Annotated in this window: 21 protein-coding genes and 1 tRNA gene; 5 read left to right on the forward strand and 17 right to left on the reverse strand. The window is 65.9% G+C overall.

The window, feature by feature from the left end:
- Positions 1-43: 43 nt before the first annotated feature.
- From ABIB54_RS15865 to ABIB54_RS15905, 9 genes are all read right to left on the reverse strand, one after another.
- Positions 44-2,497, reverse strand: coding sequence for a DEAD/DEAH box helicase (locus tag ABIB54_RS15865; protein WP_354576492.1), 2,454 nt, complete (start codon positions 2,495-2,497; stop codon positions 44-46).
- Positions 2,494-3,297, reverse strand: coding sequence for a twin-arginine translocase subunit TatC (gene tatC, locus ABIB54_RS15870; protein WP_354576493.1), 804 nt, complete (start codon positions 3,295-3,297; stop codon positions 2,494-2,496). The genes ABIB54_RS15865 and tatC overlap by 4 nt, the downstream gene beginning before the upstream one ends.
- Before the next feature lie 21 nt (positions 3,298-3,318).
- Positions 3,319-3,558: a twin-arginine translocase TatA/TatE family subunit gene (gene tatA / locus ABIB54_RS15875; RefSeq protein ID WP_185203713.1), complete on the reverse strand. Its 240-nt coding sequence runs from the start codon at positions 3,556-3,558 to the stop codon at positions 3,319-3,321.
- Between the two features lie 68 nt (positions 3,559-3,626).
- Positions 3,627-3,974, reverse strand: a complete 348-nt coding sequence (locus tag ABIB54_RS15880; RefSeq protein ID WP_354576494.1) for a hypothetical protein — start codon at positions 3,972-3,974, stop codon at positions 3,627-3,629.
- Complete coding sequence (locus ABIB54_RS15885) at positions 3,974-4,969, reverse strand: helix-turn-helix transcriptional regulator (RefSeq protein WP_354576495.1); 996 nt, start codon at positions 4,967-4,969, stop codon at positions 3,974-3,976. Before ABIB54_RS15885 ends, ABIB54_RS15880 begins: the two co-directional genes overlap by 1 nt.
- Entirely contained in the window at positions 4,962-5,990 is a 1,029-nt protein-coding gene (locus tag ABIB54_RS15890; RefSeq protein ID WP_354576496.1) for a helix-turn-helix transcriptional regulator, read from the reverse strand. Before ABIB54_RS15890 ends, ABIB54_RS15885 begins: the two co-directional genes overlap by 8 nt.
- A gap of 79 nt (positions 5,991-6,069) precedes the next feature.
- Positions 6,070-7,023 carry an FKBP-type peptidyl-prolyl cis-trans isomerase gene (locus tag ABIB54_RS15895; protein WP_354576497.1) on the reverse strand — a complete coding sequence of 318 codons (954 nt, stop codon included), beginning with the start codon at positions 7,021-7,023 and terminating at the stop codon, positions 6,070-6,072.
- Between the two features lie 39 nt (positions 7,024-7,062).
- Positions 7,063-8,094: a tRNA (adenine-N1)-methyltransferase gene (locus ABIB54_RS15900; RefSeq protein WP_354576498.1), complete on the reverse strand. Its 1,032-nt coding sequence runs from the start codon at positions 8,092-8,094 to the stop codon at positions 7,063-7,065.
- A complete protein-coding gene (locus ABIB54_RS15905) occupies positions 8,091-8,765 on the reverse strand; it encodes an HAD family hydrolase (protein ID WP_354576499.1) in 675 nt (224 codons plus the stop codon). The genes ABIB54_RS15900 and ABIB54_RS15905 overlap by 4 nt, the downstream gene beginning before the upstream one ends.
- Positions 8,766-8,881: 116 nt before the next feature.
- Between ABIB54_RS15905 and ABIB54_RS15910 the strand changes: the two genes are divergently transcribed.
- The gene (locus ABIB54_RS15910; RefSeq protein WP_354576514.1) at positions 8,882-9,820 is read left to right on the forward strand and encodes a proteasome assembly chaperone family protein; all 939 of its coding nucleotides are present in this window, start codon (positions 8,882-8,884) and stop codon (positions 9,818-9,820) included.
- Between the two features lie 53 nt (positions 9,821-9,873).
- Here ABIB54_RS15910 and mshC read toward each other — a convergent pair whose 3' ends face one another.
- From mshC to ABIB54_RS15930, 4 genes are all read right to left on the reverse strand, one after another.
- Positions 9,874-11,112 (reverse strand): cysteine--1-D-myo-inosityl 2-amino-2-deoxy-alpha-D-glucopyranoside ligase, encoded by a 1,239-nt coding sequence (gene mshC, locus ABIB54_RS15915; protein ID WP_354576500.1) that lies wholly within the window; start codon positions 11,110-11,112, stop codon positions 9,874-9,876.
- Between the two features lie 45 nt (positions 11,113-11,157).
- Positions 11,158-11,370, reverse strand: coding sequence for a hypothetical protein (locus tag ABIB54_RS15920; RefSeq protein WP_354576501.1), 213 nt, complete (start codon positions 11,368-11,370; stop codon positions 11,158-11,160).
- Between the two features lie 292 nt (positions 11,371-11,662).
- Positions 11,663-12,490 carry an undecaprenyl-diphosphate phosphatase gene (locus ABIB54_RS15925; protein WP_502917146.1) on the reverse strand — a complete coding sequence of 276 codons (828 nt, stop codon included), beginning with the start codon at positions 12,488-12,490 and terminating at the stop codon, positions 11,663-11,665.
- A gap of 18 nt (positions 12,491-12,508) precedes the next feature.
- Positions 12,509-13,822 carry a M20/M25/M40 family metallo-hydrolase gene (locus tag ABIB54_RS15930; RefSeq protein WP_354576503.1) on the reverse strand — a complete coding sequence of 438 codons (1,314 nt, stop codon included), beginning with the start codon at positions 13,820-13,822 and terminating at the stop codon, positions 12,509-12,511.
- A gap of 103 nt (positions 13,823-13,925) precedes the next feature.
- Between ABIB54_RS15930 and ABIB54_RS15935 the strand changes: the two genes are divergently transcribed.
- Positions 13,926-14,009, forward strand: a tRNA-Leu gene (locus tag ABIB54_RS15935).
- Between the two features lie 79 nt (positions 14,010-14,088).
- Here ABIB54_RS15935 and ABIB54_RS15940 read toward each other — a convergent pair.
- Genes ABIB54_RS15940 through ABIB54_RS15950 form a run of 3 tightly spaced genes read right to left on the reverse strand, consistent with a single transcriptional unit; the run spans position 14,089 to position 15,949 of the window.
- Entirely contained in the window at positions 14,089-14,607 is a 519-nt protein-coding gene (locus tag ABIB54_RS15940; RefSeq protein WP_354576504.1) for a site-specific integrase, read from the reverse strand.
- 11 nt (positions 14,608-14,618) lie between these two features.
- Positions 14,619-15,350, reverse strand: coding sequence for a tyrosine-type recombinase/integrase (locus tag ABIB54_RS15945; protein ID WP_354576506.1), 732 nt, complete (start codon positions 15,348-15,350; stop codon positions 14,619-14,621).
- A 35-nt stretch (positions 15,351-15,385) separates the two neighbouring features.
- The gene (locus ABIB54_RS15950) at positions 15,386-15,949 is read right to left on the reverse strand and encodes a helix-turn-helix domain-containing protein (protein WP_354576507.1); all 564 of its coding nucleotides are present in this window, start codon (positions 15,947-15,949) and stop codon (positions 15,386-15,388) included.
- Between the two features lie 96 nt (positions 15,950-16,045).
- Between ABIB54_RS15950 and ABIB54_RS15955 the strand changes: the two genes are divergently transcribed.
- The 3 genes from ABIB54_RS15955 (at position 16,046) to ABIB54_RS15965 (ending at position 17,509) form a co-directional block, all read left to right on the forward strand.
- Positions 16,046-16,255 (forward strand): helix-turn-helix domain-containing protein, encoded by a 210-nt coding sequence (locus ABIB54_RS15955; protein WP_354576508.1) that lies wholly within the window; start codon positions 16,046-16,048, stop codon positions 16,253-16,255.
- A gap of 95 nt (positions 16,256-16,350) precedes the next feature.
- The gene (locus tag ABIB54_RS15960; RefSeq protein WP_354576510.1) at positions 16,351-16,665 is read left to right on the forward strand and encodes a transcriptional regulator; all 315 of its coding nucleotides are present in this window, start codon (positions 16,351-16,353) and stop codon (positions 16,663-16,665) included.
- Between the two features lie 31 nt (positions 16,666-16,696).
- Entirely contained in the window at positions 16,697-17,509 is an 813-nt protein-coding gene (locus ABIB54_RS15965; RefSeq protein ID WP_354576511.1) for a nucleotidyl transferase AbiEii/AbiGii toxin family protein, read from the forward strand.
- Between the two features lie 227 nt (positions 17,510-17,736).
- On the opposite strand, the gene mobF is transcribed toward ABIB54_RS15965, so the two are convergent.
- Complete coding sequence (gene mobF / locus ABIB54_RS15970; protein WP_354576513.1) at positions 17,737-21,186, reverse strand: MobF family relaxase; 3,450 nt, start codon at positions 21,184-21,186, stop codon at positions 17,737-17,739.
- Positions 21,187-21,352 lie beyond the last annotated feature (166 nt).

Here is a 21,352-nt window from a genome sequence, read left to right on the forward strand (position 1 = left end):
GCTGTCACTATGCCCGCGGCCAGCTGAACCCCCCGAGCGGAGCTCAGGCGACTGAGGAGTAGGCCACGATGCCGCGGCGGATCGATTCGAGAGCCTGGCGCGCCGTGCGCCCCACGGCTCCGTCGGCAACCACCGAAAGCTGATCGAGGAGGTCGATCGTCTGCTTGGTCATGCGCACGAAGTCGCCCGCCGCGAGTTCCGATTCGAGGAGAACGGAATCGAGGGAGACCCCCTGCGCCCAGCGGTTCATCGCGAGCGACAGCCCGGTGGACAGCGGGTTGCTGCCGGGAAGCTTGTGGTCGCGCTCGATGTCGTCGAGTTTCGACCACAGGTCTGTGGTCTTCTCGAAGGCGGGGCGGAAGGCTCCCCTCGGCAGGTAACGATCTGAGGTCTGGCCCTCGTCGCGTCTCGGTTCGTAGACCAGCGCGGCGGCCATGGCGGCGAGCCCGGCGGGATCCAGATCGTTCCAGACTCCGCGCCTCAGGCACTCCGCCACCAGCAGGTCGCGCTCTCCGTAGATTCTCCGAAGGGTGCGCCCATGGACGGATGCGGTCACCTCGCCGTTGTCGGCGCGCAGAAGATACCCGAGCTCGAGCAATACATCGGTCACGCGGTCGAAGATGCGCGCGACCGCACCGGTGCGGGTGCGGATCTGGCGGCTCAGCTCGTCCGTCTGCTTCTTCAGCTTCCACCACCGCTCCGCCCAGCGGGCGTGTGCCTCACGATCGTTGCAGGTGTGGCAGGGATGCTGCTTGAGTCGTTTGCGCAGGGCGGCGAGCTGGTTCTGCCGCTTGTCTCGCTCGCCGCGACTCTGCAGGTCGGCGCGAATCGAGCCCTTGCGTTCGAGATCGGTGAGTTCGCGACGAATGCCCGAATACTCCCGGAAGTCTCCGAGGTGGCACTTCATGGCCTCCTCGTACCCGCGCAACGATTCCTCCTGCGACCGAACCTTGCGGGCCAGGTCCACCACGGCACGATCGGCCTGGAACTGCGCGAATGACGACTCGAGGATGTCGCGGGCGCGTTCGCGACTGAACTGTTCGATGAGGTTCACGGCCATGTTGTAGGTGGGCGAGAAGCTGGAATTCAGGGGGTAGGTGCGGCGGGAGGCGAGCGAAGCGACGGCCTGGGGATCGAGGCCCTCCTGCCACTGGATCACCGAATGACCCTCCACGTCGATGCCGCGCCGACCGGCCCGCCCGGTGAGCTGCGTGTACTCCCCCGGTGTGATCGGCACGCGCGCCTCGCCGTTGAACTTCTCGAGCTTTTCGAGCACGACGGTGCGAGCGGGCATGTTGATGCCGAGGGCGAGGGTCTCGGTGGCGAAGACGGCCTTCACGAGCTTTTTCTGGAACAGCTCCTCGACGACCTCCTTGAATGCGGGCAGCATGCCGGCGTGGTGGGCGGCGACTCCGCGTTGCAGCCCGTCGAGCCATTCGTAGTAGCCGAGCACGGCGAGGTCTTCGTCGAGGATGGTGCGGCAGCGCTCCTCCACGATGTCCGCGATCTCCTCACGTTCGAGCTGGGTGGTGAGCCTCACTCCCGCGCGCAGCACCTGCTTGACCGCCTGGTCGCATCCGACCCGGCTGAAGATGAAGAAGATAGCCGGAAGCAGGTTGCGTTCCCCGAGCATCTTCACGACGCCGGCGCGGTCCATCTTGAGCTCGTCGGGGCGTCCACCGCGGGAGTGTCGCCGTCCGACATCCTGCATCTGGCGTGAACTGATGGTGCGCCCCCCGTACCGGGCCATCTGCACGAGTTCAGGATTCACCCGGTGGGTCGGAGTTCCGGGCGGATCCCCCGGCCCGACCTTGGTCGTCGCAAACAGGTCGATGAGCTTGGTGCGCATGATCACGTGTTGGTCGAGAGGCACCGGGCGCTCTTCAGAGACGATCACCGCGGTCTCGCCGCGCACCGCCTGTAGCCAGTCCCCGAACTCCTCGGCGTTCGACACCGTTGCGCTGAGGGAGACCAGTCTCACGGTCTGCGGGAGGTGGATGATGACCTCCTCCCAGACGGCGCCGCGGAACCGGTCGGCGAGGTAGTGGACCTCGTCCATCACCACGAACGCGAGGTCCTTCAACAGATCCGAGTCGGCATAGAGCATGTTGCGAAGCACCTCTGTGGTCATGACCACGATGCGCGCCCCGGAGTTGATGTTCGTGTCGCCGGTGAGGAGTCCCACCTGATCGGCCCCGTATTCGGCGACGAACTCCTGGAACTTCTGATTCGACAGTGCCTTCATCGGCGCCGTGTAGAACACCTTCGCCCGGGGTTCCTGCATCGCGAGGAACACCGCGAACTCGGCCACGATCGTCTTGCCTGCCCCGGTAGGTGCGGCGACGAGAACGCTGTCTCCCCGTTCCAGCGCCACGCAGGAGGCGAGCTGGAAGGGGTCGAGATCGAAGGACTGGTTGCCGCGGAACGTCTCGACCCGCGGGTTTCCGCGCCGTTCTCGAGACGCGGCGAAGCGTTCCGCCGGGCTCAGCTCGGTCATGCGGCGGCCGTGCCGCCGAGGTCTCCGGCCAGGCTGTCCGCGCGTTTGGCGATGACCCGGTCGCGCCACCACGCGATCGTCGCGGCGATCAGGTACAGCACGATCATCGGCACGGACAGCAGGAACATGGATGCCACGTCAGCCGACGGGGTCGCGAGCGCGCAGAAGACGAAGATGGCGAGAATCGCCCAGCGCCAGCTGCGGAAGATGCTCACCCCGGAGACGATGCCGAGGAAGTTGAGCAGCACCAGGAACACCGGAAGCACGAACGCGATCCCCACCGCGAGGATGAGTTTGGTCACGAAACCGAGGTAGTCCTTCGCTTCGGTGATGGCCGCATCCTGGCTGGGAACGAACGAATTGAGAACGTCGACGATGTGGGGGAAGACCCACCAGCCGGCGGCGCAGCCGGCGAAGAACAGGGGAACTGCGGAGAAGAAGAAGCCGAAGGTGTAGCGCTTCTCTTTCGTGGTGAGGCCGGGCACGATGAAGGCGAACACCTGGTACAGCCACACGGGGCTCGAGGCGATGACTCCGACCGTGATGGCGATCTGGATGTGCACGTCGAAGGCCGCACCGATGGTCGAGTAGTTCAGCGTGGTATTGCCGTGGGTCTTGGCGATCAGCTCGATCGGAGTGCGGATGGCTTTGAGCACCCAGTCGGCGACCACGAACCCGCCGATCGAGAACACGACGATCGCGATCGCCGAGAGGAAGAGTCGCTTGCGGAGCTCGACGAGGTGCTGGCCGAGAGACATCCGGCCTTCACTGCCTGCGCCCCGCTTCTTGCGGGAAGGCATGGTGGCGGTAATGAGCTCTCGCTAGGGCTTGGCGGAGGGGTTGGTCGAGTCGGTTTGCGCGCGGACCTCGCTGGAGGTCTCGTTGAGGTGCGCAGAGTCGGCCGGCGGTGCGGGCTTCTCCTCGGACTTGACCTCGTTCTTGAAGATCTTCATCGACTGTCCGACGCTCTTGGCGAGGCCCGGGAGCTTGGTCGCACCGAACAGAAGCACCACGATGACCAGTAGTACCAGGGCGTGCCAACCGGTGAATCCACTTAACATGTGCGCGATCCTTAGAGTCGAGAAAATCGAGTTGAGTAAGTTTACCGCCTATCCGAACTCTGCGGCTGTCATTCGGCTTGGAACCACCGACGGGAATTCGCGTCGACACGAGTGAGGGAACGACCGCGGTCGAGTCGAGCGGCGCGTCGGGCTTCTCTTCTGGCCAGCGATGCGTCGCGCACCCTCCGCCGGTGCGCCTGCACGTCGGAGTACTTCTGCAGGAGGGCGAACTCCGCCTGCTTCTCGTCGAACTCGGTGATCGCGGCATCCAGCAACTCCATTTTGCCGCCGAGCGTGCCGAGCTCATCGAATACGGCGACAGCTTTTCGAAAAAGGCGCCAGGCCGAAACGACGAGCACCGCGATGAGTGCGAGCACGAGGCAGGTCCAGATGACGATCCACGACCACCAGGGCATCAGTCGGCTCCCGGGATCGGCTCGTCATAGCGCGCGGCCCCTGCCGCCGCCCAGTCGGCGACAGCCCGCCGAGCATCCGCCGGTTCGACCACGGTGACCATACCCGGGAGTCCCCCGACCAGTCTCTTGAGTCCGTGATAGTGCGACACCCGCAGTGCCGTGCGATTGCGACCGTCGACGAGGATGCTTCCGGTGCCGTCGGTGAGGTAGTCGGCGAGCAGTGGCGCCGCCGACGGGGCGACGTCGATGGTCACCACGAGGTCGTCCACCGAGCCCTCGAAGAGCGTGTCGGGCAGGTGAACGTCGGAGGCGTGGGTCGTGATCGGCTCGGAGGTCACCGTGGGGTTGCCGATGCGGTCGATCCGGAAGGTGCGCACCGCCTCGCGAAGATGGCACCATCCCCGCAGGTACCAGTCCGCATCCATCGATTCGATGCGGAGTGGGTCGACCCGTCGACGCTCGTGCTCACCACGCGAGTTGATGTAGTCGAACTCCACCTGCACGCCGGAGGCGACCGAGTCGCGGATGAGGGCGAGTGTCTCGTCGGACTCGGATCCCTCGACCGCGAACTGGCTGGGGAGGGCGGATGCCCCGCGGGAGAGCTTGGCCATGAGAGTGGCGATCGCGCTGCGATCGGCATTCTCCGGCAGCGCGGACAGGTACTGCAGCCCCGCGATGAGAGCCGCGGCCTCCCTGCCGGAGAAGCGGGGTGCGTCATCGATGGCCACGAGGTTCGTGAGCACGATCTGATCGTTCTCCTCGAAGTCGTCCCAGGCGAGGTCGAACAGGTCTCCGTGCTGGTACTGCCCGGTCTCGCCGGGGATGCCGGAGACGGCGATGAGTTCGACCGCCTCCCGCACCTGCTGCGCCTTCACGCCGAAATGATCCGCGGCGTCCTGCACGCTGATGCGCTCATGCTCCATGAGGAAGGGCACGAGGGAGAGCAGGAAGGCCAGTTTGTCCTGTGCCTGCAGCGGTGCGGGTCGATCAGCCACGGGTGTTCCCTTCTGCGCCGGTCCCACGGGACGCGTGCTCCTCGACAGTCTGCAGCAGGCGGTTGCGAACCGCCTCGCGGAGCTCGGGCGGAGAGAGCACGAGCGCTTCAGGGCCGTAGCCGGCCAGTTCGTCGGCGAAGATGTTGGCGTCGGAGTAGTGCAGTCGCAGGGCACCGGAGGGCAGGCGGACGGTGCCGCGGCGTTTGAGCAGGCGCGTGGCGGCATCCGAGTCGGCGAGGACGTCGACATCGGCGGTGTGGGACTCCCACACCTCATCGAGTTCTTCGAGGGCTCGGGCGGTCTGGTCGCCGCTGGGGGCGGGGAAGAGTGCACCGGTGGTGGTGACCTGGCTCACGATCCGCCGCAGCAGGAAGGTCTTGGTGATCTCTGTACCCGGCTCGAGCGCATGAAGATGCCAGCGACCCTGGTGCTGCACGAGGGCGAGGGGGGCGAGCTCCCGCACCCGAGCCTCGGCTTCGCCGGGCTTCAGGTAAGCGAAGCGCACTATCGCGTTGCGCTCGAGAGCGGCGCGGAGCGGCTCGAATGCGGCATCCCGCACTCGGAGACGCGGCGCATAGCCCAGTACCGGCTCGTCCGACACGAGTCCGAGGCCCTTGAGCTTGATCACGGCCCGGCGGGACTCCCCCGAGAGGGATCCCTCGCGCCACACCATCGCGGCGAGGTTGAGCAGGGTCGTCTCCTCCGCCGAAAAGGTGATGTCGCTGGGGAGCTCGTAGCTGCCCCGCGGGATGCGGTAGCGCAGGTTCTGGTTGTTGCCGGCCTGGCCGGGAGAATCCACGGTCTCGAGCGGAACCCCGAGATCGCGGATGTCGTCTTTGTCGCGTTCGAACTGGCGCTCGAGGTTGGCGTTGTCGCCACCGGCACGGTACCGCTGCCGATACCCCTGCACTGTCGACAGCACTTCGTTCTTGGTGAGTCCGGTCTCGGTCGCGAGGAGCGCGAGAACGAGACTGAACAGCCGCTCCTCGACGGGGATTCTGGAGACGCTTGCAGCTGGCACGGGGACCCTGGTTTCGAATGAATTCGGAAGACACTCGGCCTGTGTCCGGATGAGACCGGCGCACCGGTCGGGAGGTAACTTACCCGGCGATGCCGAGGATGTCCACGACGTAGACGGAGGCGTCGTCTGCGGGCGCTTTGCCCGAGCCGTCCGATACCGCCGCCGCTTTCGGAGGAAGCACGGCGAGCACCTGCGATCCGACGCGCTTGCCGATCAGGGCATTGCTCAGACCGGATGAGACGGAAGCCGAGCCGACCTGGATCACCGACGCCTGGTGCGCCGCCCAGGTGGAATCAAAGACCGTCTTGGTGCCCCAGCCGATGCCGGTGTACTGCACGACGACGAACTGGTCCTTCTTCACCTTCGCGCCAGAGCCCGCCTTCAGCACGTTGACCGTCGTGGTCTTCGGTGCGGAGCGGTCGGGAACGCTGATGCCAGGGGTGCCGTCCGCGGTGAGCACGACCGCCGGCATTCCGTTGGTGGGGATCTGGTCGGCGCCGTTCGCCTTCGGCAGGAAGGCGCCCTTCACGTCGACGACGTAGATGAAGGAGTCGTCCTTGCCGATGCCGTTCGCGGCATCCGCAACGCCGTTGTGACTGTCTTTGGCCGAGCCGATGATGGCGAGGCGGGATCCGACCTGAGCGCACTCGAGGCCCTCACTGACCGCCGGGAAGGTGGACTTCCCCGCGGTGATGAGGCTCCCGCCGGTGCTGTTGTAGCTGGTCTTCTGCAGCTCCGTGCCATCCGCGGCGTTGACGATCGTCACATCGAGGATCACCGGCTGGCCGGCGACGATCGGGGCACCCTTGCCGGCGATGAGCGTGGAAGCCTGGGTGGTCTTCGTGTACAGCGGGGTGGGGAACCCCACCTTCGGCGCGGTGCCGAACTTGCCCGGTGCCGTGATGACGGAGGATGCCGCGCCAGCGGTCACGACCGGATCACACCCCGCGATGCTGGAGCCGGTGCCGCTTGCGCACGCCGTCAGCGAGCCGAGCAGGGCGATGGCAGCGATCAGCGCTGTGGTCTTACGCACGAATCCTCGTTTCGATCACGATCGTGGAACCTGACAATTCTAGAGTGACTCTGCGGGCGACTCGTCCGCGGGCCGGGTGCTCGCGGTATCGGCCGCGGCAATCGCGTGACCGGCGGTGGTCTGGGCCGCTCGAGCCGTCTTGCGCAGGCGCTTATCGGTGACGGATCGCTCCCCCAGGGCACCGGGGGTCCAGGCCTCGACATCCTCATCGGTGTAGTCCGACTTGGAGAGCCGACGTTTGAGCTGCGGAAGCACGGTGTCGGGCGCGAGGCGGCGTGCGGTGAGCAGGAAGCCCGTGTGGGCGACCATGCGATGGTCGGGACGCACGGCAAGGCCTTCCACGTGCCATCCGCGCACCATCGTCTCGGAGGAATCGGGATCGGTGAAGAGTCCCGTTCCGCGCACGGCCTCTGCGACCCGCGAGAGCTGGGTGACGGTGGCGATGTAGCAGAGCAGCACGCCGCCGGGCGCGAGCGCGTCAGCGACGACGCCCAGGCACTCCCAGGGCGCGAGCATGTCGAGCACCACCCGGTCGACCGAGCCGTTCTCCACGGCGGTGGGCAGCGATTCGACGAGGTCGCCGACGGTCACCGTCCAGTTCTGCGGCTCCGCCCCGAGGAAGGAGACCACATTGCCGCGGGCGACATCCGCGAACTCCTCACGACGCTCGAAGGAGGTGAGGGAGCCGGTCGGCCCGATGCCGCGGAGCAGCCAGAGGCTGAGCGCGCCCGATCCGACGCCGGCCTCGACGACCGTCGCGCCGGGAAAGATGTCGCCGAGGCTCAGGATCTGCGCCGCATCCTTCGGGTAGATGATCGCGGCGCCGCGAGGCATGGACATGACGAAGTCGTTGAGCAGAGGCCGGAGGGCGAGATACTCGTCGCCGTTGGTCGCGGTGACGACCGAAGCATCCGCCAGTCCGATCAGGGCGTCGTGATCGACCATGCCGCGGTGGGTGTGGAAGACCTTCCCGGCCTCGAGGGTGATGGTGTTGAGGCGGCCCTTCGGCCCGGTGAGCTGTACACGGTCTCCCGCGCGGAAGGGACCGCTCTGGCGGCGAACGGCGGTCATGCGGCATCCGTTCTTGTCGAGTGGAGAAGTTCCGAGAGGTCGGTGACGCCCCGGCCGGTCAGTGTGGGCCAGATCGTGTAGCCGCGGCCATGTTCGAGCGGGGAATGCAGAGGAACACCGATCGCGACGGCTCCGGCGGCCACCGCGGAAGCCAGTCCGGTGGTCGAGTCCTCGATGGCGATGCATCCGACCGCGTCGACTCCGAGCAGCTCGGCGCCGCGCAGGTAGGGCTCCGGATGCGGCTTGCTGTGGGTGACCGAATCCCCGGCCACGATGTGGTCGAAGGCGGTGAACGGCAGGAACGACGAGACATGCTCTGCCATGCGCCGAATGGACATCGTCACGAGGGCGGTGGGGATGCGGGCATCCCGCAGCGCGGCGAGAAGGTCGAGAGCCCCCGGCCGCCAGGGCACCTCTGACTGGATCTGCTCCATCACGCGGTCGGTGAGACGGTCGACGATCTGGTCTTCGGTGAGCTCGACGCCGCGGTGTTGCAACACGGCCGCCGTGTGCCAGAGGCCGGAGCCGACGAGCGTGAGGCCATCCTCCTGGGTCCAGGTGCCGCCGAAGGATGCGACGAGCTCGGCCTCGGCGGCGAGCCAGTACGGCTCGGTGTCTACGAGGGTGCCATCCATGTCCCAGAGGACGGCGGCGGGGAGGAGATCGGTCACGGGACTCAAGTTTAGAGGGAAGGGGGTTCTATCCTTGACGGAGGGAAGTCACGTAGGCCACAGCCGGCCGTCCGCCGAAACGTGACTCCAGAGGGTAGCCAGTGCCAAACGTGGGAATGTTGAGTGGGCGACTGTTGGTCGTCGCCTTCGAGGGCTGGAACGATGCGGGGGAAGCCGCGAGCGGTGCCGTCTCGATGCTCAAGGATCTTCTCGACCTGTATCCGATCGCGGAGATCGATGCTGAGCGCTACTTCGACTACCAGTTCAATCGCCCGACGGTCACTCAGGATGACGACGGCAATCGCCTCCTCGTCTGGCCCTCCGTTGTCACCTACGGTCCCACCGGCGTTCTCGCGCAGCGCTCGCCGGAGTCGGCGGAGGTGCCAGGGGCGATCGGCGACAACGCCTCCAACATCTACCTGCTGCTCGGCACGGAGCCCTCGCGCAACTGGAAGAGCTTCACCGCGGAGATCATGGCGACCATCGCGGAGAACCGGATCACCGGTGTCGTCTTCCTCGGAGCGATGCTCGCCGACGTGCCGCACACCCGGCCGATCTCGGTCTTCGTGAGCAGTGAGAATGCGCAACTGCGCACCGAGCTCACCGTGGAGAAGAGTTCGTACGAGGGCCCGGTGGGCATTCTCTCGGTGCTCGGCGAAGCTGCCGAGAAGGCGGGCATCCCCACGGTGTCGATCTGGGCATCCGTGCCGCACTACGTGCACAACGCGCCCTCGCCGAAAGCAACCCTCGCGATCATCGACAAGCTCGAGGAGATGATCGACGTGGTGATTCCGCGAGGTGAGCTTGTGGACGAATCCGCGGCCTGGGAGAACGGGATCGACGTGCTCGCCAGCGAGGACGACGAGATGGCGACATACATCGCCCAGCTCGAGCAGGCGAGGGACACCGTCGACTCCCCGGAGGCCAGTGGGGAGGCGATCGCGCAGGAGTTCGAGAAATACCTGCGACGGCGCGACGGCAAGGCGGATGGGCGTGGTTCCGGCGGTCCGGCCGGTCCGTCGTCACCCCCGGACGATCGAGGACCGCGCGAGTAGCACCCGCGGTCGCTGCCGGCCTCGATCGGTCACAGTGTCACGACCGCGTGAGGTCAGAGGCGGATACCGAGTAGTGCGTCGATGGCGCTGATCGCCGTCTTCGAGGCCACAGCCCCGCCGCAGATGCGGGCATCGATCGCGGCGATCGCCCCGGCGGTGTCGAGATCGTCGGCGAGCCGCTCGCGGAGCTCCGCGAGGAACTCGTCATCGGCGTCCTCTGTCGGTGACGCGGCCCAGGCTGTCCACGACGCGAGCCGATCGTCGGCGATGCGCAGATGGGCATCCGTCCATTCCCAGTCGCTGCGATACCGCTCGGAGAGCAGTGCGAGCCGGATCGACCGCGGGTCGGCGCCCCCGGCGACGAGGCGGGAGACGAGCACGAGGTTGCCCAGGGATTTGCTCATCTTCTCGCCCTGGTAGGCGACCATCCCGGCGTGGGCGTAGATCCCGGCGAGCGGATGACCGGTGAGGGCGGCGGCATGTCCGGCGCTGAATTCGTGATGGGGGAAGACGAGGTCCCGGCCTCCCCCGTTGACGGTGAGCGGGGTCGGAAGGTGCTCCAGCGCGATCACTGAACACTCGATGTGCCATCCGGGGCGCCCGCGCCCGAGGGACGAGTCCCAGGCCGGTTCGCCGGCCCGCTCCGAACGCCAGAGCAGCGGATCGAGCGGGTCGCGTTTACCGGCGCGCTGCGGGTCTCCCCCGCGTTCCGCACTGAGCTCGAGCATCGTCGCTCGGTCGAGTGCGCTCTCCTGACCGAGGTGCCAGGCTGGCACGGCGAAACTGCTGTCGAAGTAGAGGTCGTCCGCGGCATCCGGGCTCGTCACGCTGTAGGCGGAGCCGTTCTGCACGAGGATCTTCACAGCATCGGCGACCTCCGCGATCACCTCGGTCACCGCGACGTATTCGTCGGGAGGGATGATGCCGAGCTTCTCCATGTCGCCGCGGAACAGCTCGATCTGGGAGGCCGCGAGGTCTCGCCAGTCCACGCCGTCTCGTGCGGCCCTCTCGAGCAGCGGGTCGTCGATGTCCGTGGTGTTCTGCACGTAGCGCACCTCGAACCCGGCATCCATCCACACCCGAATGAGCGTGTCGAAGGCCAGGTAGGTCGCGGCATGGCCCAGGTGGGTGGCATCGTACGGCGTGATCCCGCAGACATAGATGCTCGCGAGCGTGGGAGTGGAGGGGTGCGGACGCGCCTCGACGGGTGTCTGCGACGCTGCGTCGAATATGCGGGGAACGATCCCCGCTCCGGGCAGGGCGGGCACGGTCGGGCGAGTCCAGGATTGCACGATTCCAGCCTAAGCGAGCCGGTGAACGGCGGTTACCGAGGCTGTTTAGCTGAACCCTCCGGATGCCGTCCATTCTTCGTAGTCCAGAAGGTCCTCCGAGGTGAAAGCACGGGCATGCGAAGTGGGGACCACGCCGGTTCGCGATCCCGCGCTCTCACCGCGGTCCGCTGGCGCGTGCGCGACCATCGGGTCGGCCGCGGTGACGTCGGCGACCGCCGCTGAACTGGATCCGGGGCTCTCGTCGAAATGCCCGAGCATGGTCTACCTCCGATGGCGAGGCGACCCTGCGCTTGTGCGCAGGCCGGATCACCGGGTTAAGTCACTGGGCCGAGGCCTGGGGGTCTGGAGCAACGGGCTTCACGGTAGACCGGTCTCCTGCGGATTTCTAGGGCCGCGCTCAATTGCCGCGAACGGACTGGCGAATCACGCCACCACTGTTGTGGGCAGATCGCAGCTGGCGCTGGCTGAGCGTGCTCTCGCGGGCGGTTCATTCCTGCAGGTAGAGGCGACGAGCACGAGTTGCCCGGTGGCATCCGCGAGGATGTCCGAATCAGACCGGTTTCAAGACGCCGGTGGAGAGAAGCACGACGAGCGTGCCGCCGAGCAGGATGCGGTAGATCACGAACGGGAGGAACGAGCGCTTCGAGATGTAGCTCATGAAGAATGCGATCACGACCAGTCCGACGACGAAGGCGACGACAGTCGCCGCGGCGGTCTCCCCCGCCGTGAAGACCTCGGATCCCGGCGACTTGATCGTCTTGTAGAGCTCGAACAGGCCACTTCCGAAGACGGCGGGAATGGCGAGAAGGAATGAATACCGGGTGGCCGCCGCACGCTCGTACCCGAGGAAGAGCCCGGCGGTGATCGTGCCGCCCGAGCGCGAGACGCCCGGGATGAGAGCGAGAGACTGGGCTCCCCCGTAGATCACGGCGTGCGGCACCGTGAGGTCCCGCAACCGGCGCTTCTTCGCCCCGACATAGTCCGCGACGCCGAGCAGGATGCCGAACACGATAAGGCTGACGGCGATGACCCACAGCGAGCGGAGGGTGGTCTCGATGGTCTTTTGGAAGATCAGGCCGAGCACCACGATCGGCACCGAGCCGAGGATGATGAACCAGCCCATCTTGGCGTCCGGGTCATTGCGCGGAATGCGGCCGAACAGGGCGAGGAACCAGCGCGAGATGATCCGCCAGAGATCGGCGCCAAAATAGACGACGACCGCGAGCTCGGTGCCGAGTTGGATGATCGCGGTGAAGGCCGCACCCGGGTCGGTGCCCGTTCCGAGCACCAGGCCGAGCAGCCGCAAATGGGCGTTCGAGGAGATCGGCAGGAACTCGGTGAGGCCCTGGACGATGCCGAGGATGATGGCGTTGAGCATGCCCACGGGCGGGTCCAATCAGTAGTCGAGCAGCAGGTCCCCGAGGACGCGCCTGCCAAACACTAACGCGTCGAGCGGCACACGCTCGTCAACGCCGTGGAACATCGCGGGAAAGTCGAGCTCGGGCGGGAGCCTGAGCGGTGCGAAGCCGTAGCCCTTGATGCCGAGAAGGGAGAGCGCCTTGTTGTCCGTGCCGCCCGAGAGCATGTACGGCAGCACCGGAGCGCCAGGGTCGTGGGTGCCGAGCGCCGAGGTCATCGCCTCGACGAGCGGCCCGGAGAAGGCGGTTTCGAGCCCGATGTCGCGGTGCAGAACGACGATCTCGATGTCGGGGCCGACGAGCTCCGCGAGTTCGGCGAGCACGGCATCCTCTTCACCCGGCAGAGTGCGGATGTCGATCAGCGCCTCTGCGGTGTCTGGGATGACATTGTGCTTGTAGCCGGCCGTCAGGGCGGTCGGGTTGGTCGTCGTGCGAAGCGAGGCCTGGATGAATCGACTCGTCGTGCCGGTGGCCAGGGCGATCTCATCCGGCCCCACCGTCTGCGGGTCGACCTCGAGGATGCGGGCGAGTTCTGCGAGCAGTTCGGTCGTCGTCTCGGTGAGACGCACCGGCCATTCGCGACGGCCGACGGCGGCGACGGCCTCAGCGAGCTTCGTGACGGCGTTGTCGCGCATCACGTGCGATCCGTGCGAGGCGGTGCCGCGCGCGATGAGTTTGACCCAGACCAGGGCCTTCTCCCCGGTCTGCAACAGGTAGGCGCGCGTACCGTTGAGGGTCACCGAGTAGCCGCCCACCTCGCTGATCGCCTCGGTAGCGCCCGCGAAGAGCTCCGGATGGTTCTTCACCAGGTAGCCGGAACCGAGCACTCCCCCGGCCTCCTCGTCGGCGAAGAACGCGATCACGAGGTCGCGGGAGGGCTGCTTGCCGGCGCCGAGGATGTCCTCGAGTGCGGTGAGCATCATCGCGTCCATGTTCTTCATGTCGACGGCACCTCGGCCCCAGAGCATGCCGTCTTTGATGACGCCGCCGAAGGGGTCAACGGACCAGTTGTCCGGCTGGGCGGGAACGACATCCGTGTGGCCGTGCACCACGAGGGCCGGTTTCGAACTGTCGGATCCCTCGACGCGGGCGACCACGCTCACCCGCCCGGGTTCGGACTCGAACATCTCGGGGCTGAGCCCAAGACCGGTGAGGTAGGCCGAAACGTACTCCGCGGCATCCGTCTCGCCGTTGGATTTGCCGCCGCCATAGTTGGTCGTATCGAATCGGATCAGGTCCCGGGCGATGCGAGCGGTGGCGTCGAGCTGGTCGTCGGATGTCTCAGTCAGCATGCCTCAACGGTATCGTCTCGCGGCCGCGCGCCGGTGTTCGAAGCGTGCCCCGCGCGCATGCTAGTGTCGTACCTCGGTGCTTCTGAAAAGAGGAATCGAAAGCGCGCGGATGGCGGAAATGGTAGACGCGCCAGCTTGAGGTGCTGGTGCCCGTTAGGGCGTGGGGGTTCAAGTCCCCCTTCGCGCACAGAGCGAAAATGGCCTCTGGTCAGGGATTTTATATTCCCGATCGGGGGCCATTTCCTATGGGAGTGCTAAGAAAAGTGCTAACGACCGGTCAGGTGCTCTGCGAGGCGGTCGATCGCTGCGCGTTGCATCGTGGGCGTGACGTGGCTGTAGATGTTCATCGTCGTGGTGATCGTGGAGTGGCCGAGCCGCTCTTGCACGACCTTCGGGTGCACCCCGAGTTCGAGCAGCAGGGTCGCGTGAGTGTGCCGGAGCCCCTTAATGGTGACTCGGCCGATGTCGAGTCTCTGGGTGGCCCAACCGATCCGCCGCGTCCAGCGACTGGTGATGGCGTCGGGCACTGGGATCGAGCCCTCGTCATCGCCGAACACGTAGGCCTCGACACGAGCGAGGTCCAGCGCGATCGTGCCTCGGGTGGCTTTCTGGGCGCGGAGCACGTCCAGGGTTTCGTCATCCACGTCAATCGGCCTGGCCGAGCCGGTCTTGGTTGTTTTGGTCTTGTTGCGTTCGGTGACGTCCGCGGCGCGACGAACGCTGATGATCTTCGTCTTGAAATTCACGTCGCCCCACCGGAGGGCGAGTGCTTCGCTGCGGCGCATGCCTGTATAGGCTATGGTCCGCCAGAGCGGGAAAGCTCGTCCTTCAACTCGTCGCGGTCCCAGGCGAGGAACGCGTGGAGTTCTTCGCCCGTCCAGGTCTGTATTTCGGGGCGGGCCGCGCGTATTTGGCTGCTCTTCGGAGCGTTTACGGTGCGCTTCTTCTTCGCCGGATTGACCGAGAGCAAGCCATCCTCGATCGCCGCGTCGAGCATCGCCCCAAGCAGGACATGCACTTTATGCACGGTGTTGGGCGAGAGTGGCTTCCCAAAGCCGTGCTTGTCCCGCCTGCCCGAGGTTTCGAGGTCGCGGTAGTGGCGCGCGATGCGGGTCGCGGTGAGCTTGTCCAGGTGGATGTCGCCGAGTTGCGGGGAGATGTGGTTGCGGATGATTTTCTTGTAACCCTGGATAGTAGACGTCTCGAGCTTTAGCCCCGCCGCCCACGTGTCGGCGTACGCCGAGATCACGGGCACTTTTCCGAGGAACTTCTCGTTCTGCGATTTCTTCTTCAGCGCTTTCTGAAGCTCCGCACTCGCTGCCGCAGTATCCAAGAAGCCGCTGCGTGTGACACGCTTCTCCCCGAGCTCCGGATATTCCGGGTCGATGACAACGTAGATCTGGAACCGCCACCGCTTGCCCCGACTCGTCATGTACTCCTGGATCGATCCGGGCTGCCGCGAGCGTGAGCGCCGCTGGCGCTTCCGCCCCTCGTTCGTGGGATCGGGAGGCTTGTTCCGTCTTTCCATGTGATCTCACCTTCCTTTCGTGTCGTTGAGGTGGGTCATTCCTCGATGGGCACGGCCATCGGGTCGAGTTCGAGCTGGCGCCCGCGGATCATGGCAAGGCGTTCCCGGTGGGTCGCGATGCGCCTTTCGTAGACTTCAGGTGGGGTGACCCCAACCTGGCCCTTGTGGTACTGCGTGAGGATGTCCCCGGAGCGGTGAATGTAGCTGGCGGAGTCGAACGCTTGCTCCTTCCAGTACCGCAGCAGATCCTCGGTCGTGAGCTTGACCCGGCCCTGAATCCACACTTGGATTTCCTCGGGTGTGAACCGGTCCTCCGGCACCCCGGCCGGGGCCTGGGTTTCCTCGGAGGGTGGGGTGAGTAGGGCGGCCGGGGTGGTCTCCAGGGCGTAGGCCAAGACTGTGAGGTCGTCCACGTCGACGCGGCGGTCGCCGTTCTCGATCTTGCTGAGCGCCGAAGGCGAGATGAGCCGGCCCGTCGCTTTAATCCGTGCGGATAGCTCTCGTAGGTCGACGCCAGTGCCTTGGCGCATCTTGCGGAGATTCGCAGCGACAAGTTCGTTCGTGTGTCCCGCGGGATTCCCGCGCTTCCTATCGTCCATATAAGAAACATACACAGTGATTGTTGACACAGCAAGCGCGAACCTGTAGATTCCCGAATGATGATTTCTCGCCGTCCAAGGAACGAGGTACGCGATATGAGAACCGTAACAGTGACGATCGAGACGCTGCGCGAGTCGCGAAACTTGGTAATTACGCGAACTGAGGCGGCGCAGGCACTCGGTGTCGACCCCCGCACTGTCACGGCGGGAGTCGAGAACCGTACGATTCCCTCGGTCAGGCTCGGCCGCCGCGTGGTGATCCCACGCGAGAAGTTCCTTAGACTCTTCGACCCCGCCCAGGAGTGAATCCATGATGTCGACAGCTTCCGGGAACCATTGCGGTTCGGCCAGTAGAATCGTGGTCTCTACAGTGCTGATGCGGACGAGAGGTGGTGTGGGTCATGGCGGCGAACCGTGTGCACATTCGCGACGTGATCCCCTACGAGGTGCCCTCATCCCTGTCGACCTTGCGGGGGCCTGCGGACGGCATGCTGAACGTGCCGATCACCGTTCACTGGGGCCCGTCCCGCGAGTTCGATCTGGACGAGGCCGGGCAGCGTCGCATGGTCTACCAAGCGCTGGTACGCGAAGGCACCCCGCAGATTCAGGAAGCGCTGCTAAACGAAACGCTGCTGCGCCAGGAATGGGCTGGACTGATCCTGCCCGAGCGTTGCCGCATCCTCTGGGAAGAGCACTTTCCCGATCTCGCCGCGTAATCGGTCTCCGCGCGAGCTGGCAGGTGGCCTTGTGACTGGCGACGAGGACGCCCTCGCCGCACTGCAGTTGCGTGTAACCAGCTTGCTGTTGGATGCGGTCGCCGATGCCGGATTCGTTCTTGCCGGTGCCGGAGCGATTCGCCAATGGGGGCTCACCGACCGACCCACCGAGGATGTTGATCTCTTTGCCGGCCACACCACGACTGCCGAACAGTTTCGAACGGCACTCGAGGCCGCCGAGACCGCGCTAGTGGAAGCAGGCTTCGAGGTCAGTCGATCCCGGGTGTCCGATTCGTTCGCCCGATTCCACCTGAACGGGCAGAGTGAGGAACTGTTGGACGTGGACTTCGGTGTCAACTGGCGAGCCGACGCCCCTGTGTCCATGATTGTCGGCCCGGTCCTGTCCGAACGCGACGCCGTCGCCGGCAAGCTTTCCGCGGTGTACTCCCGCGGTGAAGTGCGCGACTTCCTCGACCTGGACTCCATCCGCGCTACCGGCCGATTCACCGACGCGGAACTGCTCGCCCTGGGTCGCGAACACGACGACGGCTTCGACACGGGCATGTTCGCCGCACAACTCTCCCGCATCGCGACGATCCTCCCGACACAGGCCGCGCAGTACGGTGTCACCGCCGACGAATTCGCGCATGTTCAGAGACGCACCCTCGCCTGGGCGGTCCAACTTCGCAACGCGACAGCCGCGCCAGGCGTCGGAGACAGCAACCCCAGGCCCCCGCAACCTCCAGCCCGGCCCGGAAGATCGAGACGCCCACGCCTGCCCCCGATCGACCGATTTGGAGCGGATCCCCTCCCCCATAACGACCCGCCAGGTCCGTCACTGTAAGAAAAGACATCGATCAAGAGCATCGAAGCTTTCCCAGGTCGGCCCTCATCCTGTTTCGCCATGCCTTGTGAGTGGTGCTGTGGCTGGCAAGTCATAATCCCGACCGAACTCGCTATGAGTTACGCCACTAAGTCACACTCTCGGAAAAAGTGGCCGTGCCAGGATCCTCCCGACGCTAAGGCTTGAGGTTGACAGGTCGCCACCGGTCCGCGACATCCGTCAAGTCGTTACAGCTTCGGGCCGATGCCATGATCCGGCCCGCGATGCTGGTGCTCGTTCGATGCAGTCCGGAACTGGCCAAGCTTCGCGGCTTGCGCGTCGCGCGCAGCCTGGGCGCGCTCGGCCGTCGCCTGTGTGGCCTGGACTCGCGCCGCGCGGTCACGAATGAGCTGGGCGGCCTGGGTGACCGGGAGCGCCTCGATTTCGCCAAGGTTGCGCCGCGCCTGCCCAGCGCGATTACGCCACTGGGTGGCACGGCCTTCGGCGCCACCCGGCGGCAGCTTCTCGAAGATGCGACCGTGCAGGGCGGCGCGCTCTTCTGCGCGCTGCTCGGCCAGCCGCTCTTGCTCGCGGCGAGCACACTCCGCATCCCGGTTCGCTCCGACCACGCGCGGGTCTGTGGCTGCCTGTGCTTGGGCTGCGGCCTCGGCCCAGGACAAGATGCCCGTTGTCGTCTCCGGCACGCCACCCCAGCGTCTTTGCATCGCGTTTTCGGTGGCGCGGTATTCATCTGCGGTGGCGGCGGCCACGCGGGCGGCGGCGCTTCTTTTGAATCGTCCGACGCGGGCGCGGGCAGAGGTCGCCTCCCACATCCGCTCCTGCGCCGCGAGGTGGCCGGCGCCGTCGGCAGTGGCCTGCTCGATCAGTGGCGCGACGGCGTCGGCGTGTGTCTGTGCGGCGCGCGAGTCCGCGGCAGCGACCAGTTCTTGCTGCTCTAGGTACTCGGCCCGGTGTGCATCGCGCTGCCGCGCTAGTGCGGCGACTGAGCGCTGCCACTTCTTGGCCTGCCGGTCAGCACGCTCTATCTGTTGCGTAAGCCTTGCTCGTTCCTGGTTGACGAGCCTCACCGGACCATCGGCGACGAGACCGTGTGCTGCTTCGTGTGCTCCGCGGGTCGCGTCGGCCAGGCCGCGGTCGGCACGGTCGCGTTCGAGCGCGTTGGTGAACAGCTCGCGTGCCTCGTCCAGATCTGCAGCGACGATGTGCAGTCGATTCGCTTCCTGCCCGCGGGTCATGCCTACGTAGACGCCGGCAGCGTCGAGGGCGTCGGACAGGACCGTATGCGACTCCGAGACGGTCGCGCCTTGCACGCCGTAAGCGGTCGAGGCGTAAGCCAGGTGCGTGTACTCGCTGATGTATTCGGCGGGGAGTACGACGGTGCGCTGGTATTTGTGTCCGCTGCCGGCGTCCCTCACCCATACTGTGCCGTCGTCGCCGACATGCTGCACGGACCAGTTCTGCCGATTCGCGATGCCGAGATCACTGTCGTTCTTGCGGGTCTGGATCCGATCCCCCGCGCCGATGGCGAGTCCATCGCTGCCGGTAGTGGTGCGTGTATCGTCGACGTGGCCTTGTCGCACCCGCTCGTCGCGGATGCGCGCGTTCAACTCGCGTGCGTCGTCGTTTGTCGCGGTCGTGATCGCGTCGCCGTCCCGCGTGGTCCTGGCGATCGTCCCCTGTGCGTCGTCGGCGCTCTCATACAACTGGATCAGGCCGAGTGCGTGCAGCTGGTCGAACAGCAGCGCCGGGTTCTCGCCTGCGCGCATCCGCACGGTCAGGTCGGCGAATTCGGGATCCGTGAAGCGATGCACGGTCGTCATGTCGAACGTGCGGTTGGAGAGCTGCGCGGCAATGTCGAGGACGCCGCCGCGTCCGACGGCGGGGAGTTGCGCTCGGTCGCCGACCAGGGCCAGGGTTGCACCACTCTCGTTCGCAAGAGTCAGCAAGGCGAGTGCGGTGTCCTGGTCGAGCATCCCGGCCTCGTCCACCACGATGCGCTCGCCCCTACTCAGTCGCGTCTCGGCTGGCGGGCCGGTGTAGGCGCCGCCCGTCTCGAGGTCGGTGTCACCGATCGTCAGGCGGGTCCAGACGCCGTCGCGGTTCCACCGCCACCCGTTCACGTGGACGAGTTTCGCCACACTGTCTGCGACCACGCCGAGTTCCTGCCGCGCCACCTGCGCGGCCTTCTTCGTCGGGGTCACGATCCGCGTTGCACGCTCCTCGGCGGCGGCCGCTTCGATAGCAACTCTGAGCATGGTGGTCTTGCCCGCACCCGCTGCGCCTTCCACTATTACGAGCGGATCATCGGATGCGAGGGCCGCCGCCGCACGGGTCTGATCCGTGTCCAGCTCATGCTCGGCCGCCAGCTGCGTCACGTCTGGCGTCCGACGCGCGCCGGCGGTTGCACGGGCGGCCAGTAGATCCCGCAGTCCGGTCTCGACCGCAACGACGTGCACGCTCGTCAGGTGTGCAACATGGTCGGGTTGCACTGCATCGGGTGGCAGCACCGACAGGCAATCCTCCACCGCCAGCCGGGTGGTGATCGCAATAAGGTCACGCAACGCCGCTGGCTCCGCGCACACCCCGGCTTCGGTGATGATGCGGGTGACATGCTCCTGGACCGTGTGCCGCGTCCAGGTTGATGCGGCGGCCGCGCACCGGTCGAGCGCACGCGATGCGACCTGTTGCACTCGAAACTCATCTAGCGCCACTGGTGGCGGCCGATGTTGGCGTGGCAGGTTCGGGGTGTAGCCGAAGGCTTCCAGCTCCACACGCCAGCCAGCCTCGTCACGCAGGCTGGTCGGCTTCTTGGCTGGTCGCTCGTGATCCCAAGCCATCACGGTCAGCCTCGTCGTGACGACCCGTCCGGGTTCCTGTCCCGGGTGTCGAGTCTCCCACTCGGCCTCGAAGCGGACCAGGTTCTTCTGCACCTGCTCGGCCCGCTTGCTCAGCGGCGCATTGAACCGCTCCAACTCGGCCACCTCGCCGGTCACCGGATCGAGCGTCAGCCCATGCCGGTCGAGGACCGCAGCGAGCTGCGGGTGGGCGGCGATGACCGCCGTACCAAGCGCCCGGATCGCAGCTTGCTGTTTGAACAACGCCGCTGTGTCCAAACCCCGCCATGCGCCCGCGGCCCAGACCCTCGTACCAATCTGAAAGTGGATGTGCCGGTGCGGATCACCTGCTCGCGAAGTCTTGTGGACGACCGAAACGGTCTCGAGCTGCTCGACCGGTACTACTTCCTGCCTCCCCCTCGGGCCTACCCGAGTGACCGAGTGCTGCCCGAGCCAGCGCCGGATCTCCCCCATCGCATCCTTCTGCGCGGCATCCAGCGCCTCCGACACGTCCGGGTGTAACGCTGCCGCGATCGATAGCGACTTCGGGGCGTTCACCACTATCTCCGCAAACCGCGGCGAACCCTGACGGCCCTCCCCCGCCTGGCGCGGAGTGCCCATCGACTCACCAGTGAACGGGTTGATCCAATCAACCCAGTCCGCATACTGCTCCGGCGTCAACACACCCTCGCCGACCACCGCACCCTCGCCATCGACGACGGAGAACTCCGCAAGCGAGACGCCACATTCCAGGTAGTACTCGTCAGCTTGTGAGCGGTCCGACTCCAGATACCTTCGCGCAGCTGTGCCCGACCCTCGGAAGAGAATCACACCGCCCTTCATTCTAAACCTCTGTTTCTAATAGCGCGTCGTGTGTATCTACCACGGTAGCATACGTACATTCAGATCAGGAATGTGATGTCTCAAGAGATCCCGGGCAGTTCTGCATCAGGACATCCCGGACATTTCATGTCTCAAGACATCGCGGACACTTCGTCTGAGTCGGGGT

It is taken from the genome of Frigoribacterium sp. UYMn621 (genome assembly GCF_040549525.1).
Taxonomy (GTDB): domain Bacteria; phylum Actinomycetota; class Actinomycetes; order Actinomycetales; family Microbacteriaceae; genus Lacisediminihabitans.